Here is a 23,693-nt window from a genome sequence, read left to right as displayed (position 1 = left end):
AACGCTGACAAGCATTTTAAGCCTGTCAGCGCCTTTATCATCGTTATTTTTGCAGCGTATCACTGTTTTGAGTGCTTACCAGCTCAATACCGAGAGGGTTGTCTTGTAAAGCAATCACTAAAACTTCGTCAATCCACTGAACGGGATGAATTTTCAGATCAGCAATAACGTTTTCTGGAATCTCTTCTAGATCACGTTCATTCTCTTTTGGTATGACAATAGTTTTGATTCCACCACGATGTGCGGCGAGAATTTTCTCTTTTAGTCCACCAATTGGAAGTACTTCACCTCTTAGTGTGATTTCCCCTGTCATCGCTACTTCAGCTTTAACTGGGTTGCCCGTTAAGCTTGATACAAGAGCAGTACACATTGCGATACCTGCACTTGGACCATCTTTAGGTGTTGCACCTTCCGGAACATGAACGTGGATGTCACGTTTTTCATAGAAGTCACTGTTGATACCCAGTTTCTCTGCACGGCTACGAACCACTGTCATTGCCGCTTGGATAGACTCCTGCATAACATCACCCAGTGAGCCGGTATAACTAAGCTTGCCTTTACCAATCATTGACTCGGTCTCAATAGTGAGCAGATCGCCCCCTACTTCTGTCCAAGCTAAACCAGTCACTTGACCTACTCGGTTGCTGTCATCCGCTTTACCAAAATCACAGCGCTGCACGCCCAAGAACTCTTTCAGATTGTCTTGGCAAATCGTGACCGTTTTAAGATCTTTCTCTAACAGGATCTTTTTCACCGCTTTACGGCACAGTTTCGAAATTTCTCTCTCAAGACTACGAACCCCAGCTTCACGAGTGTAGTAACGAATAATGCCGATAATCGCAGAGTCTTCAATGGTGATCTCGTGAGGTTTCAATCCATTGCGTTCAATCTGCTTATTAAGTAAGTGACTCTTCGCAATGTTTAGCTTCTCATCTTCGGTATAACCGGAAAGACGGATCACTTCCATACGGTCCAGCAACGGACCTGGAATATTCATTGAGTTTGAAGTAGCAACAAACATCACATCTGAAAGATCGTAATCCACTTCAAGATAGTGGTCACTGAATGCATTATTCTGTTCTGGATCGAGTACTTCGAGCAGTGCAGAGGAAGGATCGCCTCGCATATCTGAAGACATCTTGTCAATTTCATCCAACAAGAATAGTGGGTTTTTCACTTCCACTTTCGCCATTTTTTGGATCAGCTTACCTGGAAGTGAACCAATATACGTACGTCGATGACCTCGAATCTCAGCTTCATCACGAACTCCGCCCAACGCCATGCGCGTATATTTTCTGCCAGTGGCTTTCGCAATAGACTGGCCTAATGAGGTTTTACCCACACCAGGAGGCCCAACAAGACATAAAATAGGTCCTTTGAGTTTATTGACTCGGCTCTGAACCGCCAAATACTCAAGAATTCGTTCTTTAACACGCTCTAGACCATAATGATCCGCATTTAACACCTCTTCTGCTTTCGCGAGGTTCTTTTTCACTTTTGAGCGTTTTGACCATGGGACACTGATCATCCAATCAATATAGCTACGGACTACCGTCGCTTCAGCTGACATCGGAGACATCATTTTCAACTTTTGCAACTCTTGCTCAGATTTCACTCTGGCTTCCGCTGGCATTTTAGCTTCTTCAATCTTCAGCTTTAACGCTTCAAACTCGTCTGGAGCATCATCAAGATCCCCTAACTCTTTTTGAATCGCTTTCATCTGTTCATTTAGATAGTATTCGCGCTGACTCTTTTCCATCTGCTTTTTAACACGTCCGCGAATGCGTTTTTCTACTTGAAGAAGATCAATCTCAGATTCCATCATCCCCATCAAGAACTCTAAACGGTCATTGATTTCGATGATCTCAAGTACATTCTGTTTATCGGCTAATTTGAGTGGCATGTGAGCCGCAATGGTATCCGCTAAACGTGCAGCTTCTTCAATACCATTGAGTGACGTGAGCACTTCTGGTGGGATTTTTTTATTGAGCTTAATGAATCCTTCGAACTGATTAATGGCAGTTCGAACAATCACTTCTTGCTCTCTTTCATCTAATTCAGGGGTAACAAGGTACTCAGCGTCTGCAGAGAAAAAATCACCTTCGATAAAGCGCTCGATTTTTGCGCGTTGCTGCCCTTCAACCAGAACTTTTACCGTGCCGTCTGGTAACTTCAACAGTTGAAGAATCGTGGCAACGGTGCCGACAGAATACAGATCGCCGACTTCAGGTTCGTCAGTAGCCGCTTCTTTTTGGGCAACTAATAGTATCTGCTTGTTTTGATCCATTGCTGCTTCAAGGCAGCGAATTGACTTCTCTCTGCCAACAAACAGTGGAATGACCATATGCGGGTATACCACCACATCTCTAAGTGGCAGAACCGGAATTTCAATGCGTTCGGAACGCTCTAGGTTCATATTATTCTCTCTTCCTTCAAGGCTCTTCAGATTATATGGGGGCTAACTCGTAAGTTTCAACGGTATTAATCACTTAAAATGAAAAAGGAGGCATCAGCCTCCTTTTTTAATTCAATATCGTGTAAAAACCGTTCAGATTACTCTGCTCCAGCCGCTTTAGATTCTGAATTTTCGTAGATCAACAGTGGTTCAGACTCACCATTAATCACCGAACTGTCGATAACCACTTTAGTAACATCATTGGTTGATGGCAGCTCATACATAGTATCAAGCAGTACACCTTCAAGAATTGAACGTAAACCACGAGCTCCTGTTTTACGTTCCATCGCTTTTTTAGCGATAGCCGTTAAGGCATCTTCACGGAATTCCAGTTCAGCACCTTCAAGATCAAAGAGTGCAGCATACTGTTTTGTCAGCGCATTCTTTGGTTGACTCAAAATCTGAATCAACGCTTGCTCATCCAATTCAGTCAATGTTGTCGTGACGGGAAGACGACCGATAAACTCAGGAATCAATCCATACTTAACCAGATCTTCAGGTTCCACTTTCTTAAACAGGTCACTCAGTGTCGTCGTTTCGTCTTTAGAACGAACATCCGCACCGAAACCAATGCCAATACCAGTAGCTACTCGCTGATCAACCACTTTATCAAGCCCGGCAAATGCACCGCCACAAATAAAGAGAATCTTAGAGGTATCTACCTGCAAAAACTCTTGTTGAGGATGCTTACGTCCACCTTGTGGTGGTACTGAAGCAACTGTACCTTCGATCAGTTTCAATAGCGCTTGCTGCACACCTTCACCAGAGACGTCTCGGGTTATAGATGGATTGTCAGATTTACGTGAGATTTTATCGATCTCATCGATATAGACAATACCGCGTTCCGCTTTTGCTACATCATAGTCACACTTCTGTAGTAGCTTTTGAATGATGTTCTCTACGTCTTCACCAACGTAACCCGCTTCAGTAAGCGTAGTCGCATCAGCCATAGTAAAAGGTACATCGAGACAGCGTGCTAAGGTTTCAGCAAGCAGTGTTTTACCACTCCCTGTAGGGCCGATCAGCAGAATATTACTTTTGCCTAGCTCTACACCGTCCGCCGTTTTGTCGCCATTACGTAAACGCTTATAATGATTGTATACGGCTACAGCGAGTACCTTTTTCGCATGATCTTGTCCAATAACATAATCATCGAGATTTTCACGAATTTCACGTGGTGTCGGCAGTTCGCTGTTCTCTTTTGTCGGAAGCGCATCTTTCACTTCTTCACGAATAATATCGTTACAAAGATCGACACATTCGTCACACACATAAACCGATGGACCGGCGATCAGTTTACGTACTTCATGCTGACTTTTTCCGCAAAATGAGCAGTACAGTAACTTACCGTTATCATCATCTTTACGCTTATCTGTCATTCGCTAACCTCTTTCTAAGCAATGCTTTTGTCTCTTTATTTGAGTCTATAACAAATATGGTTAATTTGCTGCCTCAAATATTTTAATCTTTAGTCACGAGTCGTTAGAATCGCATCAACCAAACCGTAATCAACTGCTTCTTGCGCAGTCATAAAGTTATCACGATCCGTATCTGTTTCAATCACTTCTAACGGCTGACCAGTATGTTCTGCCAGCATGGCATTTAATTTCTTTTTAGTCGCTAAAATATTTTCAGCATGAATCTGAATATCTGAAGCCTGACCTTGATACCCACCGAGAGGCTGATGAATCATCACACTCGCGTTTGGCAAACAGAAACGTTTTCCCTTAGCACCACCGGCTAATAGGAACGAGCCCATTGAACATGCCTGTCCCATACATACCGTGCTCACATTCGGTTTAATGAACTGCATGGTGTCATAAATTGACATGCCTGCGGTTACAGAACCACCTGGAGAGTTGATATAGAGAAAAATATCTTTCTCTGGATTCTCAGATTCAAGAAAAAGAAGCTGGGCTACAATCAGGTTAGCCATGTTGTCTTCAACTTGACCCGTTAAGAAAATAACACGCTCTTTAAGAAGGCGAGAGAAGATATCGAACGAACGTTCTCCACGTGGAGTCTGTTCTACTACCATAGGAACTAGAGCATTCTGAATAGAAGACATGGTACTTTTTTCTTGATTGTTCATTACATGCACCTATTAATTGATTCTAAGCCTAAAAATAAATGGCCCGGATGAAAAACTTCACACGGACCATTGATAGCAGACCTGTTGATTCTAAGTCAACGTCTACTTTAACAAAACAGCAATTATGCTGGCTGCTGCTGATTCATAAGCTCTTGAAAGCTTACTTCTTTATCAGAAACAGATGCTTTTGCTAGAATCGCATCAATTGCTTGCTCTTCTAATGCAACATTGCGCATGTTGTTCATCATCTCTTCGTTGCCTTCGTAGTATGCAACAACTTCCGTTGGGTCTTCATAAGCAGAAGCCATGTCAGCAATCAGTGCTTTCACTTTGTCTTCGTCTGCTTTTAGCTCTTCGGTTTTGATTACTTCACCAAGAAGAAGGCCAACCACTACACGGCGCTTAGCTTGCTCTTCGAAAAGTTCTGCTGGAAGCTCAGGTGTGTTTTTAGCGTCGCCACCAAAACGTTGAACCGCTTGCTTACGTAGAACGTCAACTTCTTGTGCAATTAGCGCAGAAGGAACGTCGATGTCGTTGTTTTCAACTAGACCGTTAATCGCTTGCTCTTTGATGCGAGACTTAACAGCTTGTGCTAGTTCACGCTCCATGTTTTTGCGTACTTCAGCTTTAAGACCGTCGATAGAACCATCTTTAACGCCAAAACGAGCAACAAACTCTTCAGTTAACTCAGGTAGCTCACGAGTTTCAACTTTAGTTAGTTTGATTTCAAACTGAGCTGATTTACCTTTTAGGTTCTCAGCGTGGTAATCGGCAGGGAAATCAACGGTGATAGTGAACTCTTCGCCCGCTTTCTTACCAGCAATACCTTCTTCGAAACCAGGGATCATACGACCTTGGCCCATTTCAAGTGCGAAGTTTTCAGCTTGGCCACCTTCAAACGCTTCACCGTCAATAGAACCGTTAAAATCGATAGTTGCGCGAGAGTCTTCCGCAGCAGCTTCTTCAGTCTCAGCCCAAGTTGCTTGTTGCTTACGCAGTGTTTCAAGCATTTCAGTGATGTCTTCGTCTTTAACTTCAACCGCTGGTTTTTCAACAACGACTTTATCAAGATCTTTCAGTTCAACTTCTGGGTATACTTCAAACGTTGCAGCAAAAACAAGATCTTTGCCTGCTTCAGTTTCAACGGGTGCAAATGTTGGCGAGCCTGCTGGATTGATTTTTTCTTGAACAATCGCTTCGATGAAATGACGGTGCATAACTTCACCCATTACATCATTACGTACTGCTTTACCGTACATTTTAGCAACCATGCTCATTGGGACTTTACCTTTACGGAAGCCATCAAAGCGACGGTTTTTCGCGATATTGCGTAGCTCAGCTGTTACAGCATCTTCGATGTTAGCAGCAGGAACGGTAATGTTTAAGCGGCGCTCTAGGCCTTCAGTTGTTTCAACAGTAACTTGCATTTTAATAAACCTCAAACTGACTCAGAATTCTGAGCTGCATGCCAGACGGTTCTGGCTGCATTCATGTGTTACGGAAAAAACCGTAACCCCAATAATTCGTGATACTACGTATCGAGAGACACTATCCCAAATAGAACAGTGTTAAATGAACTAACCATATTAGATTAGGGGCGACATTGTAGCCATATGGTCAACATCTGTCGAGTTTGACCCTTAATATCGATTAGTTTTATTTCCTTTTCTGTGAAATTGGGGCGGAAAACCCTCATTTCAACCCAGAAACACTTTTATTTAACTATTTAAACGAAAAAAGTCCGTAAGATTGCTCTTACGGACTTTTCGATTTTGGTACTTACCAGTAATAGAGAGGTTTTGCTTTTCAATTACCACACTGCATTCGCAGTGTGGATTCTCTATTTAAAGCTATTCATTCAAATACAATTCTGCCATTCCATCAAGCTGAGACTTAACTTCTTTCCAGTCAGGCATAACGCTTGTTAATAACCGCCAAAATCGGTCGCTGTGGTTATGTTCTGCAATGTGGCAGAGTTCATGGAGAATCACGTAGTCGATACAGTCCCGTGGCGCTTTTATAAGGTGAGGATTTAGCATTAGATTTCCTTTAGCTGAGCAACTTCCCCATTGCTTTTGCATCGGCATAACTCGAAAGCTAGGGATCTCATCAACCCATGTAGCTTTAGGAAGTAATTCAGCTAGACGTTGATGGAAAATCCGCTCTGCACGTACCTTATACCAATTACGAACGAGAGCTTTGACCATTGCAGTCTTATCGTCATTAAACCTTGCGAGCGTAACCTGTAGCTTGCCCCCTACCATCTTTGCGGAAGCAATACCGTCACGATCTTCGACAACCTTCAGGACATAGCGTTTACCCAGATAAAACAGCATCTCGCCACTGATATACTGCTTCTGCTGAACATACTCTTGATGAGTTCGAAACTCATTAAGGTTCTGGTAAATCCAATTAGCTCTCTTCATAACTGCATCATGAAGTTCACTCCTTTCGGCATCCTCTGGGGCGTACACGATGACTTCACAACTTGGTTCAACACTGATCGTAATCTTACGTTTCTGTTGTGGTACAACTTTATTCGGTGCTACAACTCTACGAACAACCTCGTAATCAACAGCCTCATCACCATACACAAAGCTATATTCTTCTTTGTTTCGCTCTTTTGATGAAATAGAAGTCACGGTTAATGCTCAGCCATACCATAGCCATTGATACCTAAACGAGTAATCTTGATGATTTCTTCAATGATCGTTTTGGCATTGTTCATTCCAATGGCTTTAAACAAAACAGGTAGTAACGACTTACGGATCTGGTTTTCTATTTCACTAGGGTTAATTGAAAACTCAGCGACAGCTTTGGTTACGACCGCATCAATTTGCACCGCATAGTCAAAGCGTTCTTTTTCACTTAGAACCACGCCATCAACCAGTTTTAACTCAAAGAGACCATAATAAGCCTGTACGAAGCGTCTAGCCTTAGAGTCTAAGTCAGAAAAAAGCTCGTTAGGCATAGTATCCACCCTACGCTCTTTTACTTGTTGTTCAAAATCAGCGAACAATAGGTACTGTTTTACTGGAGCGTCAAACATATCTTTTGTTTGTTCGATAGCTTTCTTTAATAGCTTTGAAAAGTATTCTTTCGCATAAGGGTCATCTTCAAGATCTTGATCAATCATTCTTCGGATTCGCCCCGTAATCACATCCTTTTTGTTAGAAGCTTCTTGATCCGTCATTTGCTCAGGGTTTGCATCTTTACCCATATTTCCAACAAGGTAAGCGCCTTCAGCTTCTTTAATTTCAACCCCACCAATATGTTTATCTAGCATGGTGCGAATACCGTCTGAATACTCATCGTAATCAATGGTTTCTTCTGCTTCTTGACGAACTACTTTTCTCAATTCAGACATTGATTTCAGCGTTTTCTTATATAGAACCCGTCTATTTAGTGCTGTCTTAGGATCAATCGTATCAAAACTCTTATCTTCAAAATAAGTGGCAGACTGAAGCGCTACTTTCAAACAGTTAGCAAAGGCTGATAGCGCATCATAGAAGTCATGACGTTTCTTCAAATTGAGGTCAGTTAGCTGTCCATCTATCAATTCAATATGAGGAGTGAAGACGCTGATCATTGCTTGATGATCGCCCGTGTTCTTAACCTCATTAAAGAATGACCATAGCTCAGAATATAAGCTAGGCAGTTTCTTATATTCCGTATCCATACCGTGATACAAGCCTTTGATATCTTCAATATCGTAGCCACCCAAGGTTCTTTCAGCTAATTGTTGGTAGCTCTCTATGGTGGTATCTAACTCGGTGAGCACTCCAAAATAGTCAATCAAATATCCGAACTGTTTCTTTTCATGGAGACGGTTCACACGAGCAATAGCTTGAATCAAATTATGCTCTTTTAGGGAACGGTCGATGTAAAGAACAGTGTTCTTTGGCTCATCAAAGCCTGTTAGCAGTTTATCAACCACTATCATCAAGTCGGGACCATCAACTTCAGCGAACCAGTCCACCATGCGAGCGGTGTACTTTTTCTCGTCTTCACTGCCAACATTATCCTTCCACCACTTTTGAACAATATCGATATCTTCGTCTTCAATAGTATTATGAGCTTCTCTGGTATCAGGAGGAGACATAACGACTGTTGATGTCACTTTGCCAATTTTATCTAAGAACTGCTTATACTTGATTGCTGTAGTCTTATTTCGGCAGGCTAACTGCCCCTTTAAGCCCTGACGCTTAAAGTTTTGGAAGTGGTCTGAGATATCGTGAGCAATAAGCTCCAATCGACCTTCGGTTTGATAAACCTGCCCTTTCTGAGAAAACTTTTTCTTTAGATCGGATTTTTGCGCTTCCGTGAGTTTTTCTGTAATACGGTCAAACCAAGCATCAATCGCTTTATCATTGGTGCTTAGATCAGGAACTCGTTCCTCATACAATAAAGGCGTAACCGTCTTATCTTCAACCGCTTGCTGCATTGTATAGGAGTGAATGATCTTGCCGAACTTATCTTCGGTTTTATCATCTTTTAACAGAGGAGTTCCTGTGAATGCGACATACGCTGCTTTCGGCAACATTTGCTGCATACGGATATTGTTCTCACCATTCTGGCTACGGTGTCCTTCATCAACCAATACAATGATATCTTCGCTTTCGTTATAGCAGTCGGGCTGCTTTATTGCGGTACGGAACTTATCAACAATTGAGAAGATAATGCGCTCGTTACCCTTTCCTATTTGCTTAGCGAGATGACTACCCGTTGTCGCCAGTGCCGCTTTCTTATCTTTTTCTGATAATGCTCCACCTGATGCGAAGGTTCTGGCTAACTGAGCTTCTAAATCCACTCTGTCAGTGACGACTACAACACGACACTTAGCAAGTTCCTTAAACCAAATAAGCGCTTTGGATAAGAAGACCATAGTGAACGATTTACCTGAACCTGTAGTATGCCAAATCACCCCACCATTTCGAGCACCTTTTCGTTTACCCGATAACGTGTCATCAAATGATGTCACACGCTCAATAAGAGCTTTAATACCAAACACTTGTTGGTAGCGAGCGACTATCTTTCCTACCTTCTTATCAAAAAGTGTATACAAGCGAGTCATCTCTAACAGACGGTCATGACGTAACAAAGAAGCCAGTAATCTATCTTGATCGGTAACTTGTAAATCAGCACCTGCGATAAGACTAAGGTAATCACGTTTGACCTGTTCTGGCCGATGACCAAAAATTAGATCTAGCTGCTTTTCTGTCAGTTTCTTATTTTTAAGTTGATTAAACTTAGATTCTTTAATCTCTTTTTCTTTCCACTTCGCCCAAAACTTAGAAGGTGTACCACAAGTACCATAACGTCCATCATGACCATTCACGGACAGCAGCAATTGGCTATAGGCAAACAGATGAGGAATCTCATCACTTTTCTGATTACGTAAATTCTGAGAAATACCTTCTGCTACTGTTGGTTTACCTGAGTGCGATGAAGCTGGTCGTTTCGCTTCAATCACAACCCACGGGAATCCATTAACAAAACAAACGATGTCAGGGATACGCTTGCCCGTACCATGTGCATTCGTCACTTCAAATTCTTCAGTAAAGTGATAGCTGTTATTTTTAGCGTTTGTCCAATCAATGATTTGAATGGTTGGGCTTGCTTTCTTGCCCCCCACAAATTCGGTAATTCCAATGCCGTAAGTTAAAGCGTTATACAGTTTTTCGTTTGCTGCTCTTAAACCAATATTCATCGCTGGCGTTAGCTCTTGGATGATTTTATCGATAGATGCAGGCAGAAGTTTTCGCTCTTCTCCTTGAAAAGAGTATGTCTTTCTCTGTAGAGCTTTACGAAGAACATCAGGAAGGATAACGGTAGAGAGATTCCCTCTCATCTCATTACACTGTGTAGGCGGAATGAAGGTATATTTTAGATTGGTAAGGAGTGTTAACGCTGGGATTTTAGCGCTCTGCTCTTCTTTAAAATTTGGTAAAGGGTGAGACATTATGCACCTGCAACTAACGTTCGAACTGCTGAAGGGAAAGAAGCTATCTGTCCATTACGTTCGCTAATTTCATCTCGAACGATATAAATTTGGTCATCTAAGTCATCCAGTTCTTCAATGTCATCCAACACTTCTTTCATGCGCTTGTAGCGTTGGTTTTTAAGGTATGGATGGTTAAGATTAAGTAACTTAATAGTGTATTCCGCTCGTTTAACCTCATCCTCTTCCAAACCATTCGCAGGCTTGATCTCACCGCTATGTTCTATGTGTACAAAATAGCGCTGGCAGTCCGTTTCAGTCGGTGAAATGAATAATACTTCATCAAAGTTATTCTCTTTCTTATGCCCACCAAAATACAACTTATGACTATCATCAGCCTCAGGGGCATTGTTTACAAAGAACTCCTCTTTGAAGCGTTTTAGATCATCTGAATCCAAAACACTAATAATGAGATTTTCATATTCAAACGTTAGCTGAGGAAACAGTGACTTCGGTTTTATATGTTCAATATGACAACCACCATTTTTAGAAGAAGCTAAAGAGCTAAACTCATCAATATTGAATTCAGTGTAACCACATAATTTGTATTGTTGTGTTAAGAGTTTCCTCTTCGCTTGCTTCTTTTTGTTACTAGGAAACCTGCCCCAGCGAGACTTCGCTTCAGTAGCATTTTGAGGTATCCCTTTAGCCACCTCTTTAGCCAGAGCGTTATTTCCAAGTTCGGTCTTTTCGATAGCCTTCACTACGAACACATCCCCTTTCTACGAATCTTACGATCCACTTTCCTTAGCTCAGCGTGATCCTTACCATAGTACTTATCTAGTTCCAATTCTGCTCTTAGATACTTACCAACTTTAGAAGTATGAGTTCCCATATCAACCATCTCCAAATACTGTTCAAGCTTAATCACTCTTTCAATTCTTGGCGTTGGGTTAACGTTCATAACTTCCTTAAGAATGTCACTACTCGCAACACCATATGTATCACCAATAACAGGGACTCGAACTCCGTTATCAATAATTTCAATAGAGTCTTTTTTAACGGTAGATAGAACTTGAGGGCTATGCGTAGTTACAACAAATTGAACGTTAGGAAAGGTCTTTTCTAGATTTGTAATAACGGTTTGTTGCCATCTTGGATGAAGATGGGCATCAATTTCATCAATCATAACAATACCACTGCCAAGTAATGGGCTTTCAAGGCTTGGATTTAATATTGCTAAACGTCTGGCGATATCACCTACTAAAGCAAGCATACATTTCTCGCCTTTAGATAATTGAGCTACATCTAAAGCTTCATTATCCTTAGTAATAGACATGTGTAGCCTTGGCTTACGTTTAACATGTAAATCCGAATACTCAGGCATGAATATTGATATAGCTTCTTTAACTGCTTTTAATTGAGGATCTTGTTTTTCCTTTAAAGCAAGAACAGCTTTTTGATATGCTTCTTCACCAATCGTAGCTCTGATATCTTCAAGACCTGACTTTGACACCCCTGATTCATTCTCTATGTCTTCTCTGAAACGGAACCATTTGAAAAAGCCGTTAAAACTTGAGCCTTTTGATAGAGAATCACCATAGGCATCCAACTGAGTGTATTGAGCTTTTTTCGACATGTTTACATCAATATCACCGACCGCTCTATCATCAGGATAAAATACCATTAGTGGAAATGATGCATCATCATTATCTGTATAATTTGAACGATAGAAGTTTGCGAGTTCACTTAATGCAATCAACTCACTATTTATCTGTTTTTCTTTTCCCCCCCTAGTTTTAGCTAAATACCATGATGATTCAGGGGCATATACTCCTGTACGACTGCCGTCTAACTCAGGGTGCGAGAAAAAAGTTGTTATTGCTGATGTTGTGGTTTTATTTTTTATCTTCTCTTCTAAGATGGTGGCGGTTGTACCGTTTTCTCTTCGAATGCGAGCAACTAACCAATTTAGTGATGTGGCAAGGGAATCAAGAATCGTTGTCTTACCTGCACCATTATTACCCACAATAACAGTAACATTTGAGCCAACTAACTCCGATGTCGCTAGAGGAAGTTCTAGCTCAGAAAAACGACCGTAGTTCTCAAGCTTTAGCTTGGTAATCTTCATCTTAATACCTAACTTATTCTAATAATTGACTTATTCTAACATGGATAAAACTAAGTAGAACCAACAGCACCCTCGCTAAGAGGGTGTTGATTTCTATCTTTTAAGCAGCATCTACCACAACTCGTCTTTTGCCTGTCAGTAGTTGTTGCATTAGTGCTTTTTTCTCTTGCTTGAAGTGTGAAAGTTTAGTTTCCAACACTTCAATTTCTTTATCGGCAACAGTAAGAACTGAGGCAATTTTTTGTTGTTCTAGGTAGGGTGGTACCAAAATTTCGAAGTCTTCAAGAACTTTGATACTTAAATTAGGTGGATCTGTACCCAGTAACCCTACATTAATTCTATAGGCAAATTGGTCACTACGAAGTACTTGAAAGATAAATTCCGAATCGACATTGTCTTTACACACTATTTTAGCGACCCTTTGATTGAGTAAAGATGTATCACTATCTTTGGTTAGCCTCGCTACTTTTAATCTATTTCCTAAAGTTGGTCGAGTAAGAGCAACAACAATATCGCCTTTAGTTAATACAAACTTTTTGTGTTCAGACAAGAAATATTCTGGCAGAAAGCTATCTGCATCCCACTTAATTTCACCAATACCAACATTTGCGATTTTTAACCATTTAGCGCCAGAATCTTTTGCATCTGTACTCTTAAATGCAAAACCGCTAAATAACTTAAACAAACTTACTGGAGATTTAGATCCCCACTCCCCCTGAAACACCTTACCTGTTTCAGGATTAACCAAACGTTTCTTACCCGTCAAAAGCTGTTGCATCAGGGCTTTTTTCTGCTGCTTACTGGTTTCAATCAGCTTTTCTGTAGTGCTAATCGTTTTGTCCCATGTAGAGAGGATTTTGGCGATTTTTCGTTGTTCTGAAAGTGGGGGGATTGGTAAGACAATTTTTCGAAGAGAGCCTAACGCTATTTCTTGGAGAGCTGAACCACCAGACTTTCTCGCCAATTCATTCTTTATTTTATTTGAACGAAGCGTCCATAATAAATAATCACTATCGACACTTTTTATTGGCGAAAGACGAGCAAGCCCTCTTGTAATGTTGGCTCCTATAAGTTCTGATGTAACTTTTTTTACTAAGCCAATCTCACCTCTTAAAGCCATCATCAACTCACCCTCACATAGAATTGTCTTCTTATAAGATTTATGGATTTCGTCAGATGTCTTGATCATATCGATAGGATTTAAAGTATTCTTTGATAGATCTACAACCCTTACACAAGGAACCCCACTTTCAAGGTTCTCTCCTGTTTGAACAATCCCGTATGAAATAGTCTTACTACAAATATCCTTTAGAGACTCATTACTCCAACCATTAGGCACCATAACCTAGCTCCTCTAGGTAGCCCGCCATCTCTTTTTCAAGTTCAGCAAGCTCGCCTTGTAGCTCTAGGCGCTCTTTACGTACAGCGATTAAATCGATCTCTTCCTCTTCCTCGAAGGTATCAACGTAACGTGGAATATTGAGGTTGTAATCGTTCTCGGCAATCTCTTCCAATGTTGCTAGGTAAGAGTATTTATCCGTTGTTCCACGTACTTTGTACGTCTCAACAATCTTCTTAATGTTATCGTCAGTAAGTAGGTTCTGATTCTTACCTGATTTAAACTCACGAGAGGCATCAATAAACAATACTTTGTCATCGGTCTTTTGCTTTTTGAAGATCAAGATAGCAGCAGGAATACTCGTGCCAAAGAACAGCTTTTCAGGTAAGCCAATGACCGCTTCTAACAGATTCTCTTCAATAAGCTGCTTACGAATTTTGCCTTCACTTGAGGCACGGAAAAGTACACCGTGAGGCACAACCACCCCCATTCGACCGCCATTACTTGTAGGAGAAGCTGGCTTAAGCGTCTCAATCATGTGTGAGATAAAGGCATAGTCACCCTTGGTTTTTGGTGGAATGCCTCTGCGGAAACGACCGTGAATATCACCTTCGGCATCTTCATGACCCCACTTATCCAGAGAAAATGGTGGATTTGCGACTACGATATCAAAATGAAGTAGGTCTTCTTTGCCCTTTACCTTCAGTTTCGGGTTACGGATGGTGTCACCCCACTCAATGCGATGGTTGTCTTCACCGTGCAGGAACATGTTCATTTTGGCTAATGCCCATGTTGAGTTGATCGACTCTTGCCCAAACAGTGCATAACTCTTTGAACCACCGAATGATTTGCGAACTTGATTACCGCACTTAAGCAGTAGTGATCCAGAACCACATGCAGGGTCACATATTGAATCGCCCTCTTTTGGCTCAAGTAGAACAGAAAGAAGATCTGAAACTTCTGGTGGTGTATAGAATTCACCTGCGGTTTTCCCACTCCCTGCGGCAAAGTGCTTGATCAGGTATTCATAAGCATTACCAATCACATCTAAGTTGCCCACGCGACTAGGTTTAAGGTTAAGGATATCCTTACCAAAGTCTTCTAACAGGTGACGTAACAATGTGTTCTTTTGCTTTTCATCGCCAAGCTTATCAGTATTGAAGCTAATGTCTTGGAACACGTTCTTAAGCTTAGTGCCATTTGCTTCTTCAATTGCGTGTAGCACTTGGTCAATGCGAGTACCATTCCCTGGAGTGTCTTTACGTTCAAAAAGACTGTAAAAGTTCGCCTTAAATGTCTCTTTAACTTCATTGTTATCACCAAGAATATCAACCATTGGCAACTGAAAACTTTCGTTTTCCATCATCGCAGTGATCAATTCAGGTTCATCACCATACTCCGCTTTGTAATTATCATAGTGGTCTTGCCATACATCGGAAATGTACTTTAAGAAGAGCATGGTTAAGATGAAGTCTTTGTAGGTATCTGCACTGATAATGCCTCGGAAAGTGTCACAAGCACCCCATACTGCACTATTGATTTCATTTTGGCTGATTTTAATGTCTGACATTATTCGTATCTCTAGTAATTCTAAATTTGGTTTAGCATCTGAGTTGCGATGGAATCCAACTCTATATGCCTTAATTCGATCAGGCGTTGATAAGCTTGCTTTTCTTGTTCTGCACACTTAACTAGCTTCATCAGCACCCTTTGCTTTTCTAACGAAGGTATTGAAAGTGGTGTTTGCTCTAGTACAGCCCTTTTTATACTGACTTGCGCAGTACCTTCCGCTGACTGTAATAAATACCTTTGAACTAACGACTGGTTAATTTGCCAAACTAAAAATTCTGGCATCACTTTATCGCTATTAATCCGAAGCTGAAAAAAGTGAGGAGAGCATACTGTTGGCTTATCTAAATTTTCTATGTGTGAGGCGAGATTTCTCCCCCCTCTTGCAGCAAAGATAATATCGCCTTTCTGTAACCATTCAGGCTCTTTGCGCCCTACGACCTCAGTTTTGACCAAATTATCCCACTGAATAAGACCTTGTTCATCTTGGTCTCTTACTTGGATGACATAACCATTTCCTTCATCCGACTCTTTTATCGAACCCCGAAATGGATGCCCTGCTCTTATCTCAGCAATGTCTTGTAGTTTTAACTTCATAAGCACTTGCATCATTTTAGTTGATGCAGAAGATATTAAGACATAAAAACAAACCCGTCAAGTGCATCAATCAAAATGACGCAATTAAAATAAGACTTGACGCATGATATCCCACCGATCAAGAATGAATGCATCATTTGAAATGACGTAATTAAAACAATAAAAAGGATATTAACTTGACCAGTACATCTACTTCTATTTATCTATTAAAAAACTCTCTCCCGTCCACTGTAGTTCCAATCAACACGAGTGGATGCTCCGAGTACGTTCTTAACCTCGAGAGTGAAGAAATTGAAGCAAGGCTCTTTATTAAACAACCAACTAGCAACAAACCAGCTTTCGCTAATCTTTTCTCTGAGCAACCAAACTTTAGTGATATGAACTTTGGTTCTAATCAGTCAACTGGTGCAGTCGTATCTATTGATGTTGCAGGTCGAACATTTTATCTAACCTTTGGTCAAGGATTTCATTTACTTGACAAAACATACTTCGAGCCAAACTTTGGACTTCGTGTTGCCTTAAATTCAATGGACACCGAGCAGATCAAAAGCGTAGATACAGCTTCAAACAAAACTATCCCACTTAATACTCGAAGTCAGAGCGGATTAGGCTCAAAAGTGAATACCTTTCCGATCGATGTTGATGAAGATATGCTCCAAGCAATCGTAGGTAAGTCTGCCGAGTCCGTTTTTAATAGTCGTATATCAGGTAAGCGATATGCCCTAGGGATGATGCTGACAGCAGACTTAAAACTGTTACCTACTGTCTTGAAAAAAGCCTTAGCTTACTTTAAAGCACCACTAAAGCCTGAGTTACAGTGGGTTGAAAACATTGTCGAAGTAACCAATGACAAACAAGTTGACAATCTTAACGATGAGTTAGTCAAACGCCTTTCGAAGCTCAATCAAAAAAGCTTTTACTTCATTGAGCCAGAGGTCATAGAGATGGACTCAATCGTAGGTTATAGCTATGAGCCACGCAGCACCCAAAATACAACGATGCTATCGATTTCAAGCTACCTAAGCGTAATTCTTGGTAACGAAGTACAACTCGAACTCAAACACTTGAAAGAGAAGTATAAAGTCTATGCTAAAAATGAGGATCACGTAACAGTCAAAACGTGGCAAGGTTACGAGTGCATATACGGTGAGCTAACATATAAAGGTGAGCACTTCGCAATTCGTAGTGGCATCTGGTACAAGCTAAATAAGGACTTTGTAAAGGAAGTGAATAATGCCATTAGCAATATCCCTACCTATAGCTATCCTTTACCAGTTTATGACCATAAAAACGAAGGAGAATACAACGCTGCTGTCGCTAAAAATAATAGGAATATTGAGCTGCTAGATAAAAAGAACATTCACATTGGAGGTGGGCATAGTAAGTTTGAGTTCTGCGATCTTGCCAACACCAACAACGGTAAAGATAAAATATTCGACCTAATTCATGTCAAACACTACAAGAGTTCATCAGATCTAAGCCACCTGTTTAGCCAGGGTCTTGTTTCAGGTGAAATTTTTCGTTCAAGTGAAGAGGCTCGTGAGAAAATTTATACGAACCACCCAAATGTAATGCCATTGAAAAACTCAAAACAGCTTCCTAACACCAGTGACTACCGCATAGTCTTTGCAATCTACGGTGTAAAACAACTACCTTCAAAGTTGCCTTTCTTTTCAAAAGTGAACTTAAGGAATGCCTATAGACGCTTACATGTCACTCTAGGTTATGGAGTAGCCTTAGCGCATATTGATATATCAAAGAAAAAGTTAGCTGAGATGAACAAGAAGAAAAAGTCTAGTAAAGATAAAAAGAAGTGAAAGGGCTACACATTATTACATTGAGCAACACGCTTACCCGACTATTTAGCCGACTACAAATTCCAGAAACGACAAAGGCCTGATAACTTAAAAAGTTATCAGGCCTTATCAAATTTGGTACGCCCTGCAGGATTCGAACCTGCGACCACATCCTTAGAAGGGACGTGCTCTATCCAGCTGAGCTAAGGGCGCGTTGTTGTGCCGGAATTATACGAACTCACTGTTTAAGGTCAATGATTTTATCCATTTATTTGCAGTTATACGGTTCAAATGCACAAAAACAGACCATCTCGCCTACTTTTTGAACGACCAAATGAAAGCGAATATAATCGAACGTAAAATGATTTTAAATAGACTTATAAAGCAAACGTTTGCTTTGTGGATGTTGTTCACACTTTCTGGCACAATACGCTCAGTTTCTCGCCTGACCAATTCAAAGGAAATGTATGACCGCCCAGATTATTGATGGTAAGTTGATCTCACAAACTGTCCGTACGGAAGTAAAAGCAAGGGTAGCAGCACGTGTTGAAGCGGGTTTAAGAGCACCAGGTTTAGCCGTGATATTAGTGGGAAGCGATCCTGCGTCTCAGGTCTATGTTGGTAGCAAACGCGCTGCATGTGAAGAGGTTGGATTCGTCTCAAAATCATTCGACCTTCCTGCTACCTCAACGGAGTCAGAACTTCTCGATATGGTTGAGAGTTTAAACCAAGACCCGACCATTGACGGCATACTGGTTCAACTGCCATTACCCGCCGGTATAGACTCCACCAAAATTCTTGAAAAAATTGACCCTGAAAAAGATGTTGATGGATTTCATCCTTACAACGTAGGTCGCTTATGCCAGCGCATTCCTAAATTGCGCTCATGTACCCCAAAAGGCATCATCACACTGCTTGAACGTTACAACATCGATATTAGAGGCATGCACGCCGTCGTTGTTGGCGCCTCAAACATTGTTGGTCGTCCAATGACGTTAGAGTTACTACTCGCGGGATGCACAACGACAACCTGTCATCGTTTTACCAAAGATTTAGAGTTCCATGTTCGCCAAGCGGATCTGGTTGTGATTGCTGTTGGTAAATCTAACTTTATTCCTGGTGACTGGATTAAAGAGGGAGCGACAGTGATTGATGTCGGTATCAACCGATTAGAATCAGGTAAATTGGTTGGGGACGTTGAGTATGACGTGGCCAAAAGTCGAGCTAAACACATTACACCAGTACCTGGTGGTGTGGGCCCGATGACGGTAGCGACATTGATCGAAAATACCTTATTGGCTTGTGAGCAATTTCATAGCTAATCAGTAAAATACATCAAAGAAAAAGGCCCTTAATGGGCCTTTTTGCTATCTTTTAATCGCATCTGCCAGATGGCTAACCGCTAACGCAAAGTAGTGTGAGCGATTCCAATGCATTAAGGCTTTATAGTTACCATACACCATATAAGCACGCCCTTTTTCATCATCCGGTTGAATGATCCAAGCTTGAAGGTCGACTTTAGGTAGCGCTTTTCCAGTCACACGGCGTACACCAAGTTCTTGCCACTGTGCAATGGTTTTTCCCTTCTCTTTATCTAACCCCTGCAATGAGTGGTCAAACTGTTTGGGTAGCTGAATTTGACGTCCCCAGGTGTAGGTATCATCCCAACCCACCTGTTTTAAGTAGTTCGCCGCAGATGCAAACACATCACTAGTATTGTTCCAGATATCTTTTTTACCATCGCCGTCGCCATCCACTGCATACGCTAAAAACGAGGTTGGCATAAATTGACACTGGCCCATCGCTCCGGCCCATGAGCCCTTCATCGCTTTAGGAGCAATATGTCCCTCTTCCAAGATGGTCAACGCCGCCATCGTCTGCTTTCTAAAAAAAGCCTCACGACGACCGTCATAAGCTAGGGTGGATAACGCTTCAATCACGTTGTAACCCCCAGTCAAATGACCAAAATTACTCTCGACGCCCCAAAGCGCAACAATAAAACGAGGCTGAACGCCAAACTCAGTGCCAATGCGATTAAGTTCACTCTCATGTTTACTGTAGAGACGTTTCGCTTGTGTCACTTTCCACTTCGGCACTGCTCTAGGAATATATTGGTCTAACGTGAGTTTTTTCTCTGGTTGGTTTTTATCTGCTTTTACCGCTTTTTCTTTATAGGTGACGCCATCAAAAGCTTGTTCGATAATCGGTTCAGAGATTCCAGCTGTACGTGCTTCTTGTTTCAGTTCAAGAATATATTGGTCAAATGTTGATGCATATGACGATGAGATAATGCTAAATCCAAGTACTGCTGCCAACCCAATTTTTTTCATATTTCGCCTCTATTTTTGCTGCTCTTTTTGCTCTTTATACTTTTCTAACAGATTTTCAGGAATCGGTGGGACTTGTAAGAAGAAGCCATCTTTGAGTAGTGATGCTTTCACCTTCTCAATATCCACCAAGGCTAATGTTCTTCCTTCCATCTTAATCACCATCACAAATGAGGGCTTTCCAAAGGTTTTCATTAACTCTTCAGGTACTTGAGAGAAATCATCTTTCTTGGTGATATAAAGGTATGCACCCTCTTTTTTTGAACTTTTATAAATCGAACACAACATTATTAAGACACCTTTTTGGCAACGACTGGTTACCAATAAATCATTATTTGAAGTTTCTACCCGTCAATATCGACTATGGCTGCCAAAAAAGAGATTCTGACAGTAAGTTAACTTGCCGTGATCACCAACTGAATATACCATGCTACGGTATTCTTATACTTTCAAGTATCTTTTTCTTCAAATTCAGTAGTATTTATCTTAATGACCAAAGCCGCCGATTTAAAAGGGAGTAATTTTACCCTTTCTGTTCTTCATTTACCTGATGAGAATATCTCTCATGCATTACAGTTGTTAGAGCAAAAAGTCTCCCAAGCCCCCTCATTTTTTACCTCAGCTCCTGTGGTAATTAATATTGAGCAGGTCTCTAACCATATTGACTTCACTCAACTAAAAACTGGCGTTGAACAGGCCGGTATGATTGCAGTGGGGATCACTGGGTGTAAAGACAATCGCATTCTTGCCCTTGCCCGAGAGGCGGGGTTTGCTGTGATGACCTCTTTTAAACCCCATCACAATAACCAGACTGAATTACTGCCAACTCAAGTTGTCAAAACACCCATACGCTCGGGCCAGCAAATCTATGCTCGTCATTGTGACCTAGTAGTTTTAAATAATGTCAGCCCTGGCGCTGAAATTATTGCTGATGGTTCTATTCATATTCATGGCACCTTAAGAGGCAGAGCGATTGCTGGGGCGAGTGGACAAAAAGGAGCCAAAATTTTCTGTAACAATTTGCAATCTGAACTGATATCCATCGCTGGTAATTATTGGCTAAGTGATAAAATCGATGACCAGCATTGGAAAAAAAGCGTCATGGTCTCAATGATCGATGACCATTTAAGCATTGAAACACTCTCTATATAATTATTATAAGGAATTTAAGAGATGGCACGTATTATCGTGGTTACCTCAGGTAAAGGTGGAGTGGGCAAAACCACCTCAAGCTCAGCAATTGCTTCAGGGCTTGCGCTAGCAGGAAAAAAAACCGTTGTTATTGATTTTGATATTGGTCTTAGAAACCTTGATCTGATTATGGGCTGTGAACGCAGAGTGGTTTATGACTTCGTCAACGTCATTAACCAAGAAGCGTCGCTGAACCAAGCGCTTATCAAAGACAAACGTGTGAGTAATTTACACATTCTTCCCGCTTCTCAGACGCGTGATAAAGACGCTCTCACCAAAGAGGGCGTGCAAAAAGTGTTGGCTGATCTTAATGAGATGGGCTTTGAGTTTATTATTTGTGACTCTCCAGCTGGCATTGAGCTAGGTGCATTCATGGCACTCTACTTCGCAGATGAAGCTATTGTAACAACCAACCCTGAGGTCTCCTCAGTACGAGATTCTGACCGAATACTGGGTATTTTAGATGCCAAGTCTTACCGCGCCGAAAATAACCTTGAACCCGTAAAACAGCACTTACTGCTTACCCGTTATTCCCCCGAGAGAGTAAATCTGGGTGAAATGCTAAGTGTTCAAGATGTTGAAGAGATCTTAAATATTCCTCTTCTTGGGGTTATCCCAGAGAGCCAATCTGTCCTTAATGCATCGAATAAAGGGGTTCCAGTCATTTTTGATAGTGAAACCGATGCTGCTATTGCTTATAAGGATGCGGTTGCTAGACTTCTTGGTGACGACGTTCCCTTTAAGTTTTTAGAAGAAGAGAAAAAAAGTCTATTCAAACGCATTTTTGGAGGTAAATAATGGCTCTACTTGAATTTTTCAGATCAAAGAAAAAAGTCACTGCCAATATTGCAAAAGAGCGTTTACAGATCATTGTGGCTGAGCGTCGAAAAGGCCCTGCTCCCACCTATCTTCCTCAACTTAAAGAGGATATTTTAAAGGTGATCAGTAAATACGTAAATGTGAATCCTGACCATGTCACTGTTGCTTTTGAACAGACCGAGGAGGATATCTCTGTATTAGAGTTGAATGTCACCCTCCCCGATGAAGAGAGTCACCGATAGACCGCATAAAAATAGCCAGCGTATTCGCTGGCTATTTTTATTAGCATGACTTATTCGATGACGGCTGACAATTTTTGTTGCAGCAACGCTTTACGCCATCCTGACAGAACATCTGGTGTACCACTTGTACCTTCAGGGTGTTTCCATTGTGATGAAAGAAATTGATTCAACTGTTTCTTGGAAGCGAGAAACTCAGTGGCTAACCCGCACTCTTCAGAGACCACTTTCACCTGATCTTTTAGCTGTTTGAATATCTGTTTATATTGAGGGAAATCGACTAATCGACTAATTTTATCAGGATAATCACTTTGATTTACTTGATCAGCTTCCAGCATAAGATTCATCAATTTATTACCGTGTCTCTGCACCTCTCTAAAGTCAAACTCTTCTTTAAGCATTTGATCTTTACTACGAATATCATAACGAGCCATTTTCCAAAGTGAGAGTTCTTTCACGACAAAATTCAAAGCTAAATCTCGCTTTCTCGCCTCTTCTAAACGCCATTTAGCCAATATTCGTAACTGCGCAAGCTGATTCGGTTGAAGCTGCCACGCATTTTTTATGTCTAAATAGGCCTTATCTGGATTTTTCACACTCTGCCTTTTAGACATAATCAGTGTCGTCTCTTGCTCCACCGCGCTCCACCAGCCAGCATCAATGACCTGCTGCTTTATTAGCTCAAACATAGGGAGTAAGTAATAAACATCTGCTGCGGCATAATCTTGTTGTTTGCTGGTTAATGGTCTGGCTAACCAGTCTGTGCGTGATTCACCTTTATCGAGCTCAACATCGAGAAAGTCTTTTACCAAACTGGCAAATCCTGCTGACATGCCATAGCCCAAAAAAGAGGCCATGATTTGAGTATCTAGCATCGGCGACGGCATACAGCCGGCATAGTGCTGAAATACTTCTAAGTCTTCACCACAGGCGTGCAGCACTTTTGTTACGTCAGGATCTTTTAATACCTGCCAGAAAGGGGACATATCATCGATCTCAATCGGATCAATCAGAGCCAGAATTTCACCATCATAAATTTGAATCAACCCCAACTTAGGGTACAAAGTACGAGTACGTACAAATTCAGTATCGACCATTAGGTAACTTTTTTTACTGACGATCGCACACACTTCTAACAGTCGGTTATGATCGGTAATGATTTCAAAATTCAAATTAATTTTCTCTATGTATATGCGC

At 41.2% G+C, this 23,693-nt stretch carries 19 protein-coding genes and 1 tRNA gene; 5 read left to right on the top strand and 15 right to left on the bottom strand.

Translation table 11 applies throughout. The features are described 5' to 3' along the window. Positions 1-43: 43 nt before the first annotated feature. From lon to L4C32_RS10425, 11 genes are all read right to left on the bottom strand, one after another. Positions 44-2,416 carry an endopeptidase La gene (lon, locus tag L4C32_RS10475; RefSeq protein ID WP_428196828.1) on the bottom strand — a complete coding sequence of 791 codons (2,373 nt, stop codon included), beginning with the start codon at positions 2,414-2,416 and terminating at the stop codon, positions 44-46. Positions 2,417-2,553: 137 nt separating this feature from the next. Continuing rightward, a complete protein-coding gene (gene clpX, locus L4C32_RS10470) occupies positions 2,554-3,834 on the bottom strand; it encodes an ATP-dependent protease ATP-binding subunit ClpX (RefSeq protein WP_428196827.1) in 1,281 nt (426 codons plus the stop codon). 89 nt (positions 3,835-3,923) lie between these two features. After that, a complete protein-coding gene (gene clpP / locus L4C32_RS10465; RefSeq protein ID WP_428196826.1) occupies positions 3,924-4,547 on the bottom strand; it encodes an ATP-dependent Clp endopeptidase proteolytic subunit ClpP in 624 nt (207 codons plus the stop codon). A 122-nt stretch (positions 4,548-4,669) separates the two neighbouring features. Further along, positions 4,670-5,974 carry a trigger factor gene (tig, locus tag L4C32_RS10460; RefSeq protein WP_428196825.1) on the bottom strand — a complete coding sequence of 435 codons (1,305 nt, stop codon included), beginning with the start codon at positions 5,972-5,974 and terminating at the stop codon, positions 4,670-4,672. 423 nt (positions 5,975-6,397) lie between these two features. Next, complete coding sequence (locus L4C32_RS10455) at positions 6,398-7,189, bottom strand: M48 family metallopeptidase (RefSeq protein ID WP_428196824.1); 792 nt, start codon at positions 7,187-7,189, stop codon at positions 6,398-6,400. 2 nt (positions 7,190-7,191) lie between these two features. Beyond that, complete coding sequence (locus L4C32_RS10450; protein ID WP_428196823.1) at positions 7,192-10,509, bottom strand: type I restriction endonuclease subunit R; 3,318 nt, start codon at positions 10,507-10,509, stop codon at positions 7,192-7,194. Further along, positions 10,509-11,252, bottom strand: a complete 744-nt coding sequence (locus tag L4C32_RS10445) for a retron system putative HNH endonuclease (RefSeq protein WP_428196822.1) — start codon at positions 11,250-11,252, stop codon at positions 10,509-10,511. Before L4C32_RS10445 ends, L4C32_RS10450 begins: the two co-directional genes overlap by 1 nt. Next, on the bottom strand, positions 11,252-12,619 hold the full coding sequence (locus L4C32_RS10440; RefSeq protein WP_428196821.1) for an AAA family ATPase: 1,368 nt from the start codon (positions 12,617-12,619) through the stop codon (positions 11,252-11,254). The genes L4C32_RS10445 and L4C32_RS10440 overlap by 1 nt, the downstream gene beginning before the upstream one ends. Before the next feature lie 100 nt (positions 12,620-12,719). Continuing rightward, entirely contained in the window at positions 12,720-13,961 is a 1,242-nt protein-coding gene (locus L4C32_RS10435; protein WP_428196820.1) for a restriction endonuclease subunit S, read from the bottom strand. Beyond that, complete coding sequence (locus tag L4C32_RS10430; protein ID WP_428196819.1) at positions 13,951-15,528, bottom strand: type I restriction-modification system subunit M; 1,578 nt, start codon at positions 15,526-15,528, stop codon at positions 13,951-13,953. The genes L4C32_RS10435 and L4C32_RS10430 overlap by 11 nt, the downstream gene beginning before the upstream one ends. Before the next feature lie 20 nt (positions 15,529-15,548). Beyond that, positions 15,549-16,124: a restriction endonuclease subunit S gene (locus tag L4C32_RS10425; RefSeq protein ID WP_428196818.1), complete on the bottom strand. Its 576-nt coding sequence runs from the start codon at positions 16,122-16,124 to the stop codon at positions 15,549-15,551. A 176-nt stretch (positions 16,125-16,300) separates the two neighbouring features. On the opposite strand from L4C32_RS10425, the gene L4C32_RS10420 reads away from it, so the two are divergent. Beyond that, the gene (locus L4C32_RS10420) at positions 16,301-17,941 is read left to right on the top strand and encodes a TIGR04141 family sporadically distributed protein (protein ID WP_428196817.1); all 1,641 of its coding nucleotides are present in this window, start codon (positions 16,301-16,303) and stop codon (positions 17,939-17,941) included. A 115-nt stretch (positions 17,942-18,056) separates the two neighbouring features. On the opposite strand, the gene L4C32_RS10415 is transcribed toward L4C32_RS10420, so the two are convergent. Continuing rightward, positions 18,057-18,133: transfer RNA gene (locus L4C32_RS10415), tRNA-Arg, on the bottom strand. Positions 18,134-18,387: 254 nt separating this feature from the next. Here L4C32_RS10415 and folD point away from each other — a divergent pair. After that, positions 18,388-19,242 (top strand): bifunctional methylenetetrahydrofolate dehydrogenase/methenyltetrahydrofolate cyclohydrolase FolD, encoded by an 855-nt coding sequence (gene folD / locus L4C32_RS10410; RefSeq protein ID WP_428196816.1) that lies wholly within the window; start codon positions 18,388-18,390, stop codon positions 19,240-19,242. 45 nt (positions 19,243-19,287) lie between these two features. Here folD and L4C32_RS10405 read toward each other — a convergent pair whose 3' ends face one another. Beyond that, the gene (locus L4C32_RS10405; protein WP_428196815.1) at positions 19,288-20,250 is read right to left on the bottom strand and encodes a lytic murein transglycosylase; all 963 of its coding nucleotides are present in this window, start codon (positions 20,248-20,250) and stop codon (positions 19,288-19,290) included. A 9-nt stretch (positions 20,251-20,259) separates the two neighbouring features. Further along, complete coding sequence (locus L4C32_RS10400; RefSeq protein WP_428196814.1) at positions 20,260-20,535, bottom strand: YcgL domain-containing protein; 276 nt, start codon at positions 20,533-20,535, stop codon at positions 20,260-20,262. 201 nt (positions 20,536-20,736) lie between these two features. Between L4C32_RS10400 and minC the strand changes: the two genes are divergently transcribed. Genes minC through minE form a run of 3 tightly spaced genes read left to right on the top strand, consistent with a single transcriptional unit; the run spans position 20,737 to position 22,499 of the window. Then, positions 20,737-21,399 (top strand): septum site-determining protein MinC, encoded by a 663-nt coding sequence (minC, locus tag L4C32_RS10395; RefSeq protein WP_428196813.1) that lies wholly within the window; start codon positions 20,737-20,739, stop codon positions 21,397-21,399. Positions 21,400-21,420: 21 nt separating this feature from the next. Continuing rightward, complete coding sequence (gene minD / locus L4C32_RS10390; RefSeq protein ID WP_428196812.1) at positions 21,421-22,236, top strand: septum site-determining protein MinD; 816 nt, start codon at positions 21,421-21,423, stop codon at positions 22,234-22,236. After that, a complete protein-coding gene (gene minE, locus L4C32_RS10385) occupies positions 22,236-22,499 on the top strand; it encodes a cell division topological specificity factor MinE (RefSeq protein WP_428196811.1) in 264 nt (87 codons plus the stop codon). Before minD ends, minE begins: the two co-directional genes overlap by 1 nt. 50 nt (positions 22,500-22,549) lie before the next feature. Here minE and rnd read toward each other — a convergent pair whose 3' ends face one another. After that, on the bottom strand, positions 22,550-23,668 hold the full coding sequence (gene rnd, locus L4C32_RS10380; protein ID WP_428196810.1) for a ribonuclease D: 1,119 nt from the start codon (positions 23,666-23,668) through the stop codon (positions 22,550-22,552). Between the last annotated feature and the right edge of the window lie 25 nt (positions 23,669-23,693).

This window comes from Aliivibrio kagoshimensis (assembly GCF_050337105.1).
In the GTDB taxonomy this organism is placed as follows: Bacteria; Pseudomonadota; Gammaproteobacteria; order Enterobacterales; family Vibrionaceae; genus Aliivibrio_A; species Aliivibrio_A kagoshimensis.
This window is presented reverse-complemented; position numbering and strand designations above follow the sequence as displayed.